The organism is Vibrio atypicus (assembly GCF_009811315.1).
GTDB classification, from domain to species: Bacteria; Pseudomonadota; Gammaproteobacteria; order Enterobacterales; family Vibrionaceae; genus Vibrio; species Vibrio atypicus.
Genome location: NZ_BLID01000005.1, coordinates 211,027 through 226,793, shown reverse-complemented (window position 1 = coordinate 226,793; position 15,767 = coordinate 211,027). Strand labels below are relative to the sequence as shown.

Sequence of the window (15,767 nt, the reverse complement as noted above, 5' to 3'; positions counted from 1 at the left end):
CCAGAGCAATTGCGTGACGAATTTCAAACATTTTAAACCCCAAAAATAAGAAAACGTTTGCTTATCAAACATGTTGGCAATTAAACCTAAACAGCGGAGACGTAACTCCTCTCTTCGACTTGTTTCTGCTCATTTTCTAACGAGTAATTATTAAGGTTGATCACCTGATCGCACAGTTTTTCCAATGCGATTTCGTCATGGCCGATAATGATCAAACTGCACGCTTCTTCAGCTGCTAATGAAGTCAAAAGTTTGAGTGTTTCAGCAGATGTAATTGGGTCAAGCCGTGAAGTGGGTTCATCGGCAATCAATAACTTAGGGTTAATAAGTAGTGCTCGTAGAATAGCGAATCGTTGTAACTCCCCACCTGAAATTTGCTGAGATGTTCGCTCAAGTAACCCCGAATCTAGCTTTAAACGACGCATAAGTTGTGGAACACGCTCCAAATCAAAAACATGAATTTGGCGTAGGTCCTCTAACAGCTTCTTCAAAGTAACGTGAGATGGAAATGCACTCGGAGGATCTTGATAGAGCTTAAGCTTTTGGCCTATCGAAATGGGCTGTTGGAATTCTATTGATCCCTGAGACGGCTTCAATAAACCTAAAACGGCGTCAGCCAACGTTGTTTTCCCGCAACCACTTTGACCACACCACCCAAGAACCTCTCCTTGATTTAACTGAAAAGAGAGCTTTTCAAACAAGGTGTGAGCATTGCGCTGAATTGCCAGATTTTCTACAGAGAGTAACGAAGATCCACTATGCGTCGATCGCCTTTTTTGCCAGTACTTAGGATTCGAATTAATCAAAGACCGTGTGTAGTCAGATTCAGGGTTTGCCAGTACAGCCTTGGCTTCACCACGCTCTACAACAATACCTTCTTTCATTACGATAATATCGCCCGCTAACCTTTCAGCAAGTTCAATATCATGAGTGATAGTAAGCAAGCCCCCTTGTTTGCTGTGCGAAGCGAGTAAGTCAGCAACAATTTGGCAGTGTTTACGATCGAGTCCTTTTGTTGGCTCATCCGCTAGCAACAATTCCCCACCCGCCTGTGTAGCACACAGATAAGCGACTCGTTGGGCCATACCACCCGACAACTGAAACGGATACTTTTGCTTAGCATGTGCTAAGTTCATCTTGCTCAGTTCACTAACCGTTTGAGAAGTAGCCTCAGAGCTGGTGACGCCGTTTACTAAGGTATGAACCTCCGAAATTTGGCGTTCAATACGCATAATCGGGTCTAGGGATAACCAAGGTTCTTGAGGAAGTAAGGCTATCTCCCGCCCCCACGTCTGCTGTAGCGCTTTTTTATTTACCCTCTGCCCTTTTAAATAGATCGAGCCTTGGCTCATTAGCTCTTTGGGTAAGGTTCCCGTTAGCGCAGCAGCAATCAAACTCTTACCAGCGCCTGTTTCACCTAAAATAGTCAGCGGACGGCGAGTTTGAATTGAGAAACTGATCGGCTCAACCAGTACTTGCTCGCGGCTTTTAACAGTCAGCGACTCGACTTTAACCAAATCCGTCATGATTTTTCTCCGCTCGCCAGTAAATGAAAACCGAGTACTAGAATAAATAAAGTAACTAACGGTTGTGCTAACACCCAAGGGGCCATTTGGTAGTAACGAAACAGCTCTACCATCATCAAGCCCAACTCCGCTTCCGGAGGCTTAAGCCCGACATGAAGAAAGCCCAATGAAGCGAGCGCTAAAATGGTATTTCCAGCACCAAAGCAGCACAAAGTGAAGACATCTTGTCTGCAATGCGGCCAAATATGTCGTTTAAACACATACCAATCACCAAAACCATACAAAATGGAAGCTTCAACTTCCGGAGACTGAATTAGCGACAAAGTTCGATTACGCACAACGCGGAAAAACTCCACCCATAGAATCAAAGCGATCGCGACATATAAAATCAAGAATGACCCGGGTACTAAAGCCGCAAAAAGCAGTACTAAGATCAGCCCTGGCATTGCAAGAATGATGTTCATCAAAAATGAACACATGCGATCCCACCAGCCACGCTTCCATCCAGCTAAAACACCAGCTGCGACACCCAATGAAGCAGAAGTAGCAACACTGACCCAAGCAAGCACCAGTGAAGTCACAATAGCATCACTCAATCTAGCGATGTTGCTACGTCCAAAGTGATCTCGGCCAAGCGGCTCAATCCAGTCTGGTGATGCGAATGCCAATGACAAGTTCTGCTCTGCGGAATCCGAATGGAAAAACAGCTTTTCCAACGCAACGAGTAAAAGCGCTAAGCCGACAAGCAGCGCGCCAATAGTTTGCTTATTTAGTGCCATCACGCCATCGCCTCCGTTTGTTGTCGAGGATCAAGCTGATAAGTCACCAAGTCGATAAAGGTGTTAATCGCAACGAACAGCAGCCCCATCACCAAGGCCGTTCCCTGGATCATCGGAATGTCTCTTGCAAATATCGCGTGTGCGAGTGCGTGGCCAATACCAGGCCATGAGAAAAGGGACTCAATCATGATGATTCCTTCCATCAAGCCAATGGTTTGAATGGCTAAAAAGGTAACGATCGGTATCGCAATATGGCGATGTGCGTGATGCTCAAAAGCTTGATCAAAACTCAGCCCTTTAAGGCGAGCAAATTTAAAGTAAGGCGTCGATAATGTTTGTTGAGTTACATTGCGAATCAATCGATTTGACATAGCAGCCAACGATAACGCCAAGGTTAATGCAGGCAAAAACAGATGCGCAGGCGTACCAAAGCCAGCAACGGGAAACATGCCTAAGTGCAGCGCGAATACGATAGTCAGCACTAAGCCAATCACGAACACTGGTTGAGCGCGAACAAATACCGATGTCATTAACCCCCATTTATCCGACGTAGAATTTGCTCGCTTACCACAATAAACACCAACAGGAACCGCAATGAGCGCCGACAAAACCAAAGCAACTAAAGCCAATAACAACGAGTGACCGAGTTGATGTTGGATCTCCGTCATGACGGGCATTCCGCTAATAAGGGAATTGCCCAAATCAAAATGCATTAGATCCCAAAGCCATTGGAAGTAAAGCTCGTACCCTGCCCTGTCTAAGCCTAATTCAGCACTGACCGCTCTTGCAGCCTCAGCATCCACATAGTCATAGCCATATCGACCAGCTGCAATCCGAAAAGCAAAGTCACCAGGCAACAATCTCATTAGAATAAATGTCAGCGTGCCGATACTCCAAGCGACCAAAACCGCTTGGAGTAAACGCCTCATCAATATGTTAATCATTTAACGTCATCTCTGAGATGCGGTAGTTAATTTCGAACGGATCGAAACTAAAGTTACCCACTTTCTCATTCACCGCGACAAGTTGGGTGTAGAACGTAATCGGAATCAGCGGCATCTCTTTCGCCAAGATGTGAGATGCTTTTTGTGCTTGTTGTTGGTAGCTATTTGAATCTTTGGTCGCACTCAAGCTGTTTAATAAAGCGTTAAACTCAGTAGATGACCAATTCGTTGGGCCCCAATCACTGCCTTTATGTTCAGCAAAATCTTTGAGTAGTAACGCAAGCGGATCAACCGTTGCTCCAAAATTCCTGGCAACAAGAGCAAGCTCGATGGTTCCATCTTGGTGTTTAGCTGGGATTGCACTGGAGTTATCAATCGAGATATCCACCTGAATACCAACTTCCTTTAGCTGAGCTTGAATCGCCGTGGCAACAACGGGTAATTCAGGTCTATCCGAATAAGTGGTTAGATTAATAACAAAGGCTTCATCACCACGCTCTAACATACCTTGCGCGTTCTCATCCCAACCTTGTGATGCTAACAACTGTTTTGCTTTTTCCAGATCACGCGATGTTTCAGCAAGCTTTTCTATATGCCATGCACCAAGTGAGGGGGCAAAGAGTTGGTATGCTTCAGAGCCCGGCATACGAATAATTTGCTGCGAAATGCCCGAGCGATCCAGCGCTAGACTCAAGGCTTGTCGCGTCTGGAAAGAATTGAGATATGGGTGCTCATTGTTGAGCTTGAGTAAGATAGTGCGCGGAATGGACTCACGTACTATCTCTACCGATTCGGTTTGTTGTAACGGCGCGATACTTGCCGGATCAAGCGTGTAAACAATATCAGCTTGCCCACTTTGAGCGAGCAGTGCACGGCTCTCCGCACGGTGCCCAGCAAGATAATGCGCTTTTTCAATCTTGGCAGGCTCTCCCCAATATTGTTCATTTCGAGTGACATGAATCTTGTGTGGCGGAACCAACTGCTCAATTTTATATGGCCCTGTACCTGCAAGTGATGTCGCCACGCCACTTTCGTCATAGCTCCCTGGTGACGCAATCGCAACGGTATAATGAGCCAACACAGTCAGCATTGGGTTATAGGGCTTTGACAGCTGAATCGTAAGCTCATTTCCCTCTGCCGCTATCGACTCGATCGGCACACGCTTGATAACTCCTGGTTTATTCATCGCATTAACTAGCGCATTTTTAACAGCAGCGGCATCCAGTTGAGCACCATCATGGAATGTCACCCCATCGCGCAGCGTAAAAGTCCAAGTCAAGTCATCAGGGCTGACTGTCCACTGCGTTGCTAATTGGGGTTCTACCTGACCTTTCTTATTGATCGCCACCAGCGCTTCTACTACCTGCATACGAGTAAACATATAGCCATCTTTAGAAAGATCTTGGCTACTAAACTCGAATGGCCCTGAAATTCTAAGCGGCGGAGTTTCTGAAGATGGCTTGAGTTGATTAAACGCCAATACGGCAATAGCAGCGACTACTGCCACGCCAACAATCCTGTTTTTCATCAAGTGATGTCCTTAGAGAATGAAATTAAAGGTATGTTATAACATAACAATTAGTTCAATCAATATGATAATTACTCTCAATAAAGATTGAACATACCACCTTCTAAAAAACTAAAACCTCCGTTACAAGACATTCTCAACTAAATGCTAGTCACTGCTTCATTTGATGTAACTCTCTGATAAAGTGTTGGGAAAGGATGATTTTTTGCGGGATGACTCGAATGGATATACTCAGCCAATTGCAATTTTCGATTTCAATTACAGGCCCAATCTGTTTAATGCTAGTTCTGGGTATTTTGTTTAAACGCATTGGCCTTATTAACGAAAATTTCATCGAAGTCGCATCTAAGCTGGTGTTTCAGGTAACGCTTCCAACCATGCTTTTCTTAAGTATTGTAGTGTCTGAACATGATATTGCTGCCGCCAGTCATTTCATCTTATACGGTGTCTTATCCAGCATTGCTTTTTTTCTGTTTACTTCATTTGCGGTCAAAGCGCTGTTTCCCTCTTCACCCGATCAAGGGGTCATTATCCAAGGAGGGTTTCGCTCTAATACCGGCATCATAGGTATTGCTTACGTCGCGAATGCTTATGGGGAACAAGGCATTGCGTTAGGAGCGATTTTCGTCGCCGCAACCACATTGGTTTACAACGTATTGGCTGTACTCTGCCTGACTCCCAAGCATCAAGAGTCTGGAGAGAAAGTAGGTAAAATGATGGCGGCTACATTGACTAAAAATCCTCTTATTATCTCTATTTTGCTCGGCATCGCGTTTTATGTTCTGAGCATTCCTGTACCAACCATTGCGATTGATGCGGGTAATTACCTTGCCAAAATGACACTACCTCTTGCACTTTTATGTATCGGAGGATCACTGAACTTAAATTCTCTTAAGAAAGAGCAAGCGCCCTCCTGGGCCGCAAGTGGTTTTAAGTTGGTGGCAGCGCCGGTACTCATTACTGGGTGCGCGTATTGGTTAGGGTTTGAGGGTATGGAGCTTGGAATCATCTTCTTTATGAACGCCGCGCCTGTCGCATCCGCCAGCTACATTATGGCAAGAGCGATGAATGGCAATGCGGTACTGGCGGCGAACATTATTGCGCTGACCACGATACTTTCCACATTGACTTGTACTTTTGGGCTTCTATTGCTGACGCTTTGGCATCTCATTTAAAAAGAGCGAGGAAATCCTCGCTCTTTCTATGATTACTTACTTATATTGCTCTGATAATACCTGTTGAATATACAAGCTCGTTTCACACACATCATGATCGTGGTGATGGTTATGACCCTGATGATGACTGTGGCTATTCAACTTATTCAGGACGTATCGATTGTTTTCATTCAATAACATCCCAGTCTGACCAGAATTGATAGGTGCGACCACGCCACGATAAACAGTCGCTTCCACTCCAATCTGGTTGATTGTTTCTGGTGAAACAACATAAGGGTTGGCATCCAGCACTGTGAAGTCTGCGTACTTTCCAGCTTCTATTGTTCCTACTTTGTCCTCCAACCTAGCGGTATAAGCCGCGTTAATTGTGATAGCTTTCATTGCTTCATCAACCGTAATCCGCTCTTCTGCTCCCATCACGGTTTCTCCTGATAAACCAATCCTATTTACAGCAGCCCACACTAAACTCAATGGTTGAGCCGGTGCCATTGGCGCGTCAGAATGAAGAGAGAGTATACCGCCTGCATCAATAAAAGATCGTCCACGAGACATCACCGCAGCACGCTCTTCGCCGACCCCTTCTTGGCTATACAATTCTGCCAACACATGAGTGTAATATGGGTTTACACTAAAATTAGCTCCCGACTCTACTGCTCGCGGAATATCGTCTTTATCCGTGATCCCAAGGTGATGAAAACTCGTGCGGTGGTCTTCTCTCGCTTTCTCCTCATTGAGCATCTCAACAATATCAAGTGCGGCTGAGAAGCCTAAGTCTCCGTTAGCGTGAATCGCAATCGTGTAGTCATCATTCCAGTATGGGCGCATGCTGTCTTCAAGTTGCTCAGGTGTTTGAAGCCACTCCCCTTCATGCCCATCGGTATAGCCATCTTTTAGCTGCATCAACTGACTGTACATTGCGCCATCGGAAAACAGTTTTACGAATTTGGGTAACCATTGAATTTGCTCTTGCCCAGCCATCATTTGCGTTTGTGCTTCGGCCATCGCTTTACCTTTATCAGCATCAAATTCGCTCATCATGTAAGCAACATTTCCCGCGGGAATTAGCCAATAGTCCATAGGGAGGCTGTCATCTAACAAGATAGACACCATTTGCTCGTACAGTTCTGGGGTTATAACAACACCTGGATCGACTGCCGTTGTAATCCCACCTGAATGAACATAATCTTTGGTTCGTTCCAACCCTGTTGCAAAACGACCACTTTCCATCACAAACTTCAGAACACTCGGCAGTAACACCTTCATACCATTTTCGTAAGCATGACCACGTTCCCAATCAAGCTGATCATAGCCTGCACCACTACCCTGCCAATCGGATTCTTGCCAGCCTAGCATTGATATCGCGGCATCATTCATGAAGAACTCATGAGCACTGCGATGCCAAACGATGATTGGACGCTCTTTAGATACTTGATTAAGTAAATCGCGGCTCATTTCATTACCATGAAAATAGTTGTGATATCCCCAAGTAAACAAGGGTTCACCTTCAGGCAAAGTGTCATTCAGTTCATTTAAGCGAGCGAAATAGCTTTCGTTACCTTGCACACCTTTCACATCACCCCAAGGGAAGTTCCAATCTGCGGGAGTGATAAAATCTGTACTGAGGAAGATAGCACTCATCCAAAGGTGAATATGAGGTTCAACAAAACCTGGAGTCATCACCTTATCGGAGAAAGTTTTATCTAAAGTGTAACCATCAAGGTGCTGATATTTATGACTTAAGGTTGTTTTTTCACCCACCTCCAAAATAACACCATTTTGCACTGCCACAGCGTTCGCGCTTTCCGGAGTATTATCCGCCATCGTGAGAAGATCTTTTGCAACAAAGACCGTTACAGGCGCATCTGACAATAAACCAGCCTGTGCTGTTTCCGCTTTGTTAGATTCAGTTTGGCTACACCCTACTACCAAAGCGATGCTTGCCGCTAATGCGCTATATCGAAGTACCTGTTTCATCTTGTTCACCTTTCAATATTGGATTTATTGTCCCTATCTTTATTTAGAGCGTGATTTGACTCTAAAGGTGGCTTCCTTATCCTCGATGGCGTTACTTTAACAAGCTATATTCGTTCTAAATAATACATATTGATGGGTGAAATCCATCATTTGGAGCCTTATGTTTTCTTACGAACACCTTGCTTCGTTCTGCGCAACTGTAGAAGAAGGAAGCTATAGCCAAGCAGCAAAGAAGCTTAACAAAGATCGCACAACCATCCGCGAGCAGATCAAAGCTTTAGAAGACAGCTATGCCGTTGATCTGTTTGAAATTCAAGGTAAGAAAGCGGTTGCGACAGAGGAAGGTGAAGCCGTTTATCGTCAAGCAAAACTGCTCGTTCGTAATAGTGAACAACTGCATACTAGGATGATGGATAGTTACAAAACGGAACATACCCACTTCGATATTTACCACGATATTTTGGTTCCGAACCAACTCATTCTGCATTTAGAGCAATACATATCTCAAGCATTCCCTCACATCCAAATTAACTGGCTGCATCGAAACCGAGATGAAATCATCGAGCGAATATGTACAGAAAAAAGTGCGCTCGCCATTATGCAAAATAGACTCGTAAATAGCCCCGAAAAAGCTTACGACTATATTAACTTGGGTACGGATGAACTCTCTGTATATTGCCGCCCTACACATCCATTAACTGAGCTGACACAAGTCACCATCGGTGATCTAGAGCTAGCAAAACAGTACATCAGTGAAAACCACTATTACACCATGCCTGAAGTGTTCCATGTATCGGCTAACCGATGCTTAATCAGCAACAACGATGTACTGCTAAAACTACTACAACATGACGGTTGGGCCATTCTAAGTAATAGTTTGGCTCAGCCATTTATCCAAGCTGAAAAACTGACGGTACTGCCGATAAAAGAGATGACAAACACGCTTAAAATTGGTTTGTCTTTTTACTACCCTCTCACCTTAAAAAATTCAAAAGAGCTAGATGGGATAGTGAAGACATTGAAGAGTTACGCGAGAGAAAATTTAACTTAACGCTAGACTAAACAGCATTAATTTTGAGGAAGGGAAATGCCCATCCTTGGGCGAACTTATCCGTAAAATGAAGCAGTGATGTTTTTAAAAGAACCACTTCACACCAATTTCGGCTTTCAGTTCTACGTCACCGTCTATTTCGAAACCATCCGGAGTAACGATATCTGTGCTGCCATACTCAAGTTTTGTCATCAACCATTGAGTACGGTCGGATTTGATGGGTGCATTAAACATGACATTAAAAGAGCTAGACTCCATCTCAACGGTGTCACCTTCAACCTTAAAATACTCAGGCCAGGCTTGAACAAATGCGCCGCTATCACCAATTTGCTGAGTAACAAACAAGTTCAGCATATAGCCGTCAGCCGATTCTCCAAATACTTTACCAGTCGTGTATGCGACGTTAGGAAAGACCATCGCCCCTGCGGTGTATTGCGGGTTGATAAGGCCGACCGCACCGACAGAAAGCAGAGTCGTATCTTTGTAACCCAGATCTTTCAGTAGACCAGCGCTACCATTTTGATGAATCAGATCGGTCGATAAACCCACTCGTGGCATCAACGGGTTATCCATCGCGTGTACTTGGAAGTACTGCGCGCGACTCTTTTGATAATCAACACCAAATTTATCTTTGCCTTGCTGCTTAGCTTTGTCGTTGCCGAAGCTACCCTCTACAAAGCCTGCAAACTGAATGTTTTCGCTCCATGCTCCGGTAAACATAGATGACACACGAACATCTGCGTCAGAAGTAACAAAAACAGCAGCTTGAGTATACACGCGAGTCAGATCAGATGGATCAATCACCTCTGGCTCATCAGCGAAAACAGGCGTAGAAGCCAACGATAATAAAGCTGTTGCTAACAATGTTTTTTTCATAAAGGTTCCTTAGTAAGAATCCTACTAGCAAGCTTCCTTTCCCGCAGTGGATGAATCGGTTGAACACCAATTTATATTGAAAGTTACACACTAAAAAGTTCATTTTGATGGGGAAAACCTAACATTACTTCCTAGCGGTATTAGAAAGGTTCTCTGACCACCCAGGTCTATTCAAACGCCTCTTTTTGAATATGAGTGGCCAGAGAAATCCGTTATTTAGAAGCGCTGAATCGCTCGCGCAGTTTCTGGAATATGGCATAGAAACCAGGAGTCATGATTGAACCCACAGCCAATACCACTAGCATTCCACCCAATAGAGCAAGACCGGTCGTGTTCTGAGAAACGGCTCCAGCCCCTGAAGCAAAGACCAGTGGCAAGATGCCCAGAATGAATGACCAAGACGTCATGTTCACGGCTCTAAAGCGCATCTTACCGCCCTGAATCGCCGCCTCTTCAATAGGCAGTCCTTCTTGTTCGCGCTTAATCTTAGAGAACTCAACCATCAGGATTGCATTCTTAGCCGCTAACGAGATGAGAAGAATTAATCCAATTTGACCATAGATAGAAAGCGCTTGACCGCCGAGTAGCAACGCCGCGTATGTCCCTACAGCCGCTGTCGGTGCAACGATGATAATCGCAGCAGGTAGCGTCCAAGATTCGTACTGCGCCACCAAGAACAAGTAGATAAAGACTAACGCTAATACCAATGCGATTTGCGCTGTACCACCCGCTTGTTTCTCTTGATAAGCCATATTGGTCCACTCATAGGTGTAACCCGCAGCCAATACTTGCGCAGCCACTCGCTCCATTGCGGCAATCGCCTCACCCGATGAATAGCCCGGCGCAGGATTTAGCTGCAGTCTCGCGGCTGGTAACATGTTATAGCTAGTGACAAGATCCGGCTCCAAAGTTGGCGTAATGGATGCAATCGTCGATAGAGGTACTTGCTCGCCTGCCATTGAAGGAACGTGGATGCGAAGTACATCATTCAGATCATTACGTTGTTCACCTTTCGCTTGAACAAAGACTCGGTAGCTACGCCCATTGAGTGCAAAGTCATTCACGTATGATGAGGCTAAGTGTGTTGCCATCGCATCATTAACCGCACCAAGAGTTACCCCCATTTGACGCGCTTTCTCACGATCAATTTCGACATGATAGTGCGGTACATTCGCGCGATAAGTGGTCATCGCATTGGTGATTTCAGGCGCTTGATTTGCCGCAGCCATCAAGGCATACGTCATTTGAGCAAGCTCTTGTGCGCTGCGACCACCCGTGTCTTGCACCATAAACTCCAGTGCATCACCGATACCGATACCCGGAATTGGCGGAAGACCCATCGCAATCGTCATTGCCTTATCAATTGAGTAGAGCTGACGATTCAGGCGTTGTGCCACTGCGGGTTGAGAATGATCGCCTTCCATTGCTAAACGCTCATCCCAATCTTTTAGATTGATGAACATGGTCGCCGAGTTAGAGGCAACACCGCCCGTTAGAGCATTAAAACCGATAGCACCTGCAAAATCCTCAATCGCAGGATCTTGCTCTAAGATCGCTTCTGCTTGCTTAATGAGTGCGTTTGTACGTTCTTTTGATGCGTTATCAGGTAAGAACATCGCGAGAGCAAGTACGCCCTTATCTTCGGCTGGCACGAACGCAGTTGGTAGCTTATCGTTCATCCAAACGACCGCACCAATCGCCAATACAAAAGTCGTCATGAGAACAGCGGCTTTTCTAACCATCAGTGACACGGCTTTGCCATAACCCACTGTTAGCTTGTCAAATGCACGATTAAAAAGAACGAACCATTTAGCCGGTGTCGGATTTCTCTTCATCACCAATGCACAAAGTGCTGGTGATAGCGTTAATGCGTTGATCGCAGACAGAACTAAAGCGATACAGATAGTGATTGAGAACTGAGCGAACATCAGCCCAGTGATCCCCGGAAGCAATGCCACAGGAATGAATACCGCTAGCATGACCAAGGTCGACGCGACAATCGGACCCGTCACCTCTTTCATTGCTTGGATCGTTGCCTCTTTCGCACTCCATGTTGGATTCTCATTGAGGATTCGTTCGACGTTTTCGACGACCAAAATCGCGTTATCGACCACAATACCAATCGCCAGAATCAAGCCAAATAGCGTGACGGTATTGATACTAAAACCACCCATCTGCATGAAAGCAAAAGTACCAATCAGCGAAACTGGAATCGCAACCACTGGAGCCAAAGTCGCTCGGACATTACCTAAAAATAGATAAGTTACGGCTACCACTAATAGCACGGCTAAGAATAGGGTTTCGACAATGCTTCGAATGGACGCTTCTACCGATAACGTTGTGTCGTAAGGAATGGTGTAAGTCATTCCCTCTGGCATGATGGATTGGATCTCTTCCAACACGGCTTTGACTTCACTACCCGTATCTAGAGCATTCGCATCTGGATTTGCTTGCATCGCAACTAATGCTGCTTCTCCACCATTATAGGTCGCATACGCATCGTAAAATTGACTGCCAATTTCTAACTCAGCGACATCACCAAGATAAACATGGTTACCATCAGGAAGTGTCTTAACGATGATCTGCTCAAACTCTTGTGCACTGCTTAAGCGTCCTTGAGTAATTAAGTTAAACTGCAACGCACTATTTTCACGACTTGGGCCTTGACCGATACGGCCAGCGGGTACCACTGCATTTTGCTCACGAATCGAGTTTTTCACCTCAATGGTGCTAACACCAAGTGACGCCATACGGTCCATATCGAGCCACACACGCATGCCGTAAGTCGCACCGATCAAATCACTGGTTGCAAGGCCAGAGATTCGAGCAATACGCTCCATAAAGTTCGCTTCAACCCAACTGTTTAACTCGAGTTCAGACATGGATCCGTTTTGTGAATAAAATGCCACCGCTAACAAGTCATCCGGAGCAGCCTTACGAATTCGAATGCCTCGCGCTCGAACTTCAAACGGCAGCATGTTCTCAGCAACAGCTACGCGGTTAGACACGTTCACCATCGCCATATCTGAATCGATACCGTTTTCAAAGGTAATATTCAGAAAGTAACGGCCATCATTGGTCGAACGCGACTGCATGTAAACCATGCCATCTACACCGTTGACCTCTTCTTCAATTGGGTTGCCAATCACCTCTTTAACTGTTTCAGCACTGGCTCCGGGCATAAATGCCACCACACGGACTTGCGGAGGTGTCACGCTCGGATATTCAGCAATCGGCATCGTTTTGATTGCGATGAGACCAATCAATGTCAGGAATATCGAAATGACAAAGGCAAATTTCGGTCGGTTGATAAAAAACTGACTCAACATAGACGTTACTCCGCTACTACGACAGGTGCACCTTCACGAATCCGCTGTAGGCCACCAACAATCACAGGTTCATTGGCATCCAGGCCAGCTATAACAAATACTTTTTGACCAATACGATCACCCACATCAACATTGCGTCGAACTGCTTGCCCCTCTTCTATCGTAAATACGTATTGGGCGCTGTGGTCTTGGTGAATCGCGGCATGAGGTACTTTAACGCCATCAATCGGCTCAGAAGGACTGAGCGCAACTCGAATGTATTGGTTTGGTGTTAAGTCACCGTGGGGGTTATCAAACTCGGCAGCGATATTTACCGTGCCGCTAGTCGGGTTGATTTTGTTATCGACAAATGAAATACGACCAGGGTTTTCAAACATTTCGCCTTCAACTTCTAACGCAACTTGCGCTTGGTTTGATCCCGTCAATTGATGATGCGATAGCTCTGACTCTTTTAAAGAGAAGCTCGCTTCCATTGGGCTAACCTGAACGATGTCAGTTAATGGACCAAAGTTTGGCCCAACCATATCACCAATAGAGAAACGACTTTTTCCTAGCTTTCCTCCATAAGGTGCACGCACTTTCGTTTGGTCTAAGTTATCTCGTTGTACGACAACGTTCGCTTTCGCAGATTGCAATCGAGATTTCGCCATGGTGAGTTCCGCAGAGCTTAAATCGAGTTGAGCTTGAGAAACGCCACCTGTGGATAGCATATTTTCTGTACGGCTATGATTAAGCTTAGTGAGCTCTAATGCAGCCTGAGCCTCATTCAGAGTTGCCATTGCTGAGTCTAGCGCCGCTTGATATGACGTAGGGTCAACTTCAAATAAGATGTCGCCTTTTTCTACCGTTGCGCCGTCTTCAAAATGCTTAACAAGCAAGTAACCGCTGGTTCTAGGGGTGAGCTGCGCAGACTCAATCGCCTGCATGCGACCAACATAATAAGTTGTTGGGCTATGTTGGAATGATGCCGCTTCAACAATAGAAACAGGTGTCGCTTGGGGAGCCGCAACATTTTGTGAGTTTGCTGAATTGGTTTCCGCTGAACCACCACATCCAGCAAGGACTAATGCTGTTGCTATGTATAAAGGTGATTTTTTCATGATATTTCTCTTTTTATTTTAAAGGGTTACACGGCTAACAAGGTATTCATTGCGACTAAATCTTCTGCACTTAACTCTCCGACTAAGAACCGCAGATGCAGCAGCGCAAATAGAAAATCAATGTGTGACTCCGTCAACGCTTGTCGCGCTCCATAGAGTTGTTTCGTCGCATTTAGAACATCAACAATGGTTCGAGAACCGAGCTCTAAACCTTGCTCAGTCGCCTGTAGGGCTGCCTCTGCTGAAATAACGGCTTGCTGATAAGCCGAATGCGCACTCTTCAAGGCAAGCAAGTCTTTCTCAGTACTACGAATATCCCGCGTGACTTCTCGCCATGTTTGCTCTTGCAGTTGGCGCGCTTGTTCATATTGAATACTCGCCTGCTCTACCTTGCTGGTTGTACTCCCACCTTTGTATACCGGTAGGGTCATGGCTACGCCGGCAAACACCGTGGCGTTGTTATCAAGGTTGTCAAAGCTCCCTCCACTGGTTCCCATAGGCTTGAGTCGAGATTGAGCGGCAAACGCGTATCGATACTCAGCAACCAAACCTAGTGATGGCATATGACCGGCTTCAGCCAAGGCGATTTGCTCTCGTGATAAGGTCACTAGGTGTTGTTGAATTTGCATCTGCGGGTTAGTTTTCTGCGCTTGCTCTTCCCATTGAGAGACCCCATAAGGTTTGGGAATAGAAAGCTCTGGCAATTGAGCAGCAAGTGGCGTTACTTTCGTGTAAGAGTGACCTGTCAGCTCATACAAATAGTCCAGTGCTTTTTCGACTTGGTTTTGGGCAAATATCGCCGAAGTTGTCGCTAAGTCATATTGTGCTTGAGTTTCCTTTACATCGTTTTCAGGAACTAAACCATTGGCGAAGCGATGTTGCATTTGGCTTAAGTGCTCACCAATTGCCTTCTTCGTGGCTTCTACTTGAGTTAAGTTTTCTTGCGCTTTCAGTGCATCAAAGTAGCCTTTTGCTACACTCAGCTGTAACCCTTCTAATGCCACTTGATAATGAGCGTGCGTTAATGCTTGCTTCTGATTAACCAATCCTTTCGTCGCGTTCAACTCAGAGTTATATAGATTTTGCCCAACAGAGAGTCCCACCTCCGCACCTTGTCCATCCGTCTGAGTCAAGGTGGTCCAGTCATTACGCAGTGCGCCATAGCTAACGCTTACATCAACTTGCGGTCGGTATAACCCTTTTACTTGTTCCAGTTGCTTGCTCACACTATCAATCTCAAGCGCAGCGCGAGTTAAAGCGGGATTATTGTCCAAAGAATCAGAATAGAGTTGTGACAGGTTCACAGACTGTGCTGACGCGAAGTGCGTGGTCAATGCAGCTCCAAGTCCTATGGCTATCAGTGATTTGTTTTTCATATACGGCCCATCTCATTGGTCATTACTGTTGAAAGCCAACAGTGTTTGCCGCTTTGTACCCGACGAGCATGGATCAACGTAATTCAGTTAGGCGCAGTTATTGTTCCAG

General features: G+C 45.6%; 11 protein-coding genes. 2 read left to right on the top strand and 9 right to left on the bottom strand.

The window, feature by feature from the left end:
- Window positions 1-86 precede the first annotated feature (86 nt).
- Genes GVO60_RS12820 through GVO60_RS12805 form a run of 4 tightly spaced genes read right to left on the bottom strand, consistent with a single transcriptional unit; the run spans window position 87 to window position 4,777 of the window.
- Window positions 87-1,526, bottom strand: a complete 1,440-nt coding sequence (locus GVO60_RS12820; protein WP_159654616.1) for an ABC transporter ATP-binding protein — start codon at window positions 1,524-1,526, stop codon at window positions 87-89.
- Entirely contained in the window at window positions 1,523-2,305 is a 783-nt protein-coding gene (locus tag GVO60_RS12815; protein WP_159654839.1) for an ABC transporter permease, read from the bottom strand. The genes GVO60_RS12820 and GVO60_RS12815 overlap by 4 nt, the downstream gene beginning before the upstream one ends.
- Window positions 2,305-3,249, bottom strand: coding sequence for an ABC transporter permease (locus GVO60_RS12810; protein ID WP_159654614.1), 945 nt, complete (start codon window positions 3,247-3,249; stop codon window positions 2,305-2,307). The genes GVO60_RS12815 and GVO60_RS12810 overlap by 1 nt, the downstream gene beginning before the upstream one ends.
- Window positions 3,242-4,777, bottom strand: coding sequence for an ABC transporter substrate-binding protein (locus GVO60_RS12805; RefSeq protein WP_159654612.1), 1,536 nt, complete (start codon window positions 4,775-4,777; stop codon window positions 3,242-3,244). The genes GVO60_RS12810 and GVO60_RS12805 overlap by 8 nt, the downstream gene beginning before the upstream one ends.
- A 221-nt stretch (window positions 4,778-4,998) precedes the next feature.
- Here GVO60_RS12805 and GVO60_RS12800 point away from each other — a divergent pair, with 221 nt between their 5' ends.
- Window positions 4,999-5,952 carry an AEC family transporter gene (locus GVO60_RS12800; protein WP_159654610.1) on the top strand — a complete coding sequence of 318 codons (954 nt, stop codon included), beginning with the start codon at window positions 4,999-5,001 and terminating at the stop codon, window positions 5,950-5,952.
- 36 nt (window positions 5,953-5,988) lie between these two features.
- Here GVO60_RS12800 and GVO60_RS12795 read toward each other — a convergent pair whose 3' ends face one another.
- A complete protein-coding gene (locus GVO60_RS12795; protein WP_159654608.1) occupies window positions 5,989-7,926 on the bottom strand; it encodes an amidohydrolase in 1,938 nt (645 codons plus the stop codon).
- Window positions 7,927-8,086: 160 nt separating this feature from the next.
- Between GVO60_RS12795 and GVO60_RS12790 the strand changes: the two genes are divergently transcribed.
- Entirely contained in the window at window positions 8,087-8,977 is an 891-nt protein-coding gene (locus GVO60_RS12790) for a LysR family transcriptional regulator (RefSeq protein ID WP_159654606.1), read from the top strand.
- An 84-nt stretch (window positions 8,978-9,061) separates the two neighbouring features.
- On the opposite strand, the gene GVO60_RS12785 is transcribed toward GVO60_RS12790, so the two are convergent.
- The 4 genes from GVO60_RS12785 to GVO60_RS12770 form a co-directional block, all read right to left on the bottom strand.
- Complete coding sequence (locus GVO60_RS12785) at window positions 9,062-9,853, bottom strand: hypothetical protein (RefSeq protein ID WP_159654604.1); 792 nt, start codon at window positions 9,851-9,853, stop codon at window positions 9,062-9,064.
- Between the two features lie 212 nt (window positions 9,854-10,065).
- Complete coding sequence (locus tag GVO60_RS12780; protein WP_159654602.1) at window positions 10,066-13,182, bottom strand: efflux RND transporter permease subunit; 3,117 nt, start codon at window positions 13,180-13,182, stop codon at window positions 10,066-10,068.
- A gap of 5 nt (window positions 13,183-13,187) precedes the next feature.
- Window positions 13,188-14,282 (bottom strand): efflux RND transporter periplasmic adaptor subunit, encoded by a 1,095-nt coding sequence (locus GVO60_RS12775; protein ID WP_159654600.1) that lies wholly within the window; start codon window positions 14,280-14,282, stop codon window positions 13,188-13,190.
- Window positions 14,283-14,308: 26 nt separating this feature from the next.
- Window positions 14,309-15,658, bottom strand: coding sequence for a TolC family outer membrane protein (locus GVO60_RS12770; protein WP_159654598.1), 1,350 nt, complete (start codon window positions 15,656-15,658; stop codon window positions 14,309-14,311).
- Between the last annotated feature and the right edge of the window lie 109 nt (window positions 15,659-15,767).

What these genes read in the sequence shown, in the direction of transcription:
- GVO60_RS12820 (WP_159654616.1), bottom strand. Translation starts at nt 1,526, where the DNA reads ATGACGGATTTGGTTAAAGTCGAGTCGCTGACTGTTAAAAGCCGCGAG.
- GVO60_RS12815 (WP_159654839.1), bottom strand. Translation starts at nt 2,305, where the DNA reads ATGGCACTAAATAAGCAAACTATTGGCGCGCTGCTTGTCGGCTTAGCG.
- GVO60_RS12810 (WP_159654614.1), bottom strand. Translation starts at nt 3,249, where the DNA reads ATGATTAACATATTGATGAGGCGTTTACTCCAAGCGGTTTTGGTCGCT.
- GVO60_RS12805 (WP_159654612.1), bottom strand. Translation starts at nt 4,777, where the DNA reads ATGAAAAACAGGATTGTTGGCGTGGCAGTAGTCGCTGCTATTGCCGTA.
- GVO60_RS12800 (WP_159654610.1), top strand. Translation starts at nt 4,999, where the DNA reads ATGGATATACTCAGCCAATTGCAATTTTCGATTTCAATTACAGGCCCA.
- GVO60_RS12795 (WP_159654608.1), bottom strand. Translation starts at nt 7,926, where the DNA reads ATGAAACAGGTACTTCGATATAGCGCATTAGCGGCAAGCATCGCTTTG.
- GVO60_RS12790 (WP_159654606.1), top strand. Translation starts at nt 8,087, where the DNA reads ATGTTTTCTTACGAACACCTTGCTTCGTTCTGCGCAACTGTAGAAGAA.
- GVO60_RS12785 (WP_159654604.1), bottom strand. Translation starts at nt 9,853, where the DNA reads ATGAAAAAAACATTGTTAGCAACAGCTTTATTATCGTTGGCTTCTACG.
- GVO60_RS12780 (WP_159654602.1), bottom strand. Translation starts at nt 13,182, where the DNA reads ATGTTGAGTCAGTTTTTTATCAACCGACCGAAATTTGCCTTTGTCATT.
- GVO60_RS12775 (WP_159654600.1), bottom strand. Translation starts at nt 14,282, where the DNA reads ATGAAAAAATCACCTTTATACATAGCAACAGCATTAGTCCTTGCTGGA.
- GVO60_RS12770 (WP_159654598.1), bottom strand. Translation starts at nt 15,658, where the DNA reads ATGAAAAACAAATCACTGATAGCCATAGGACTTGGAGCTGCATTGACC.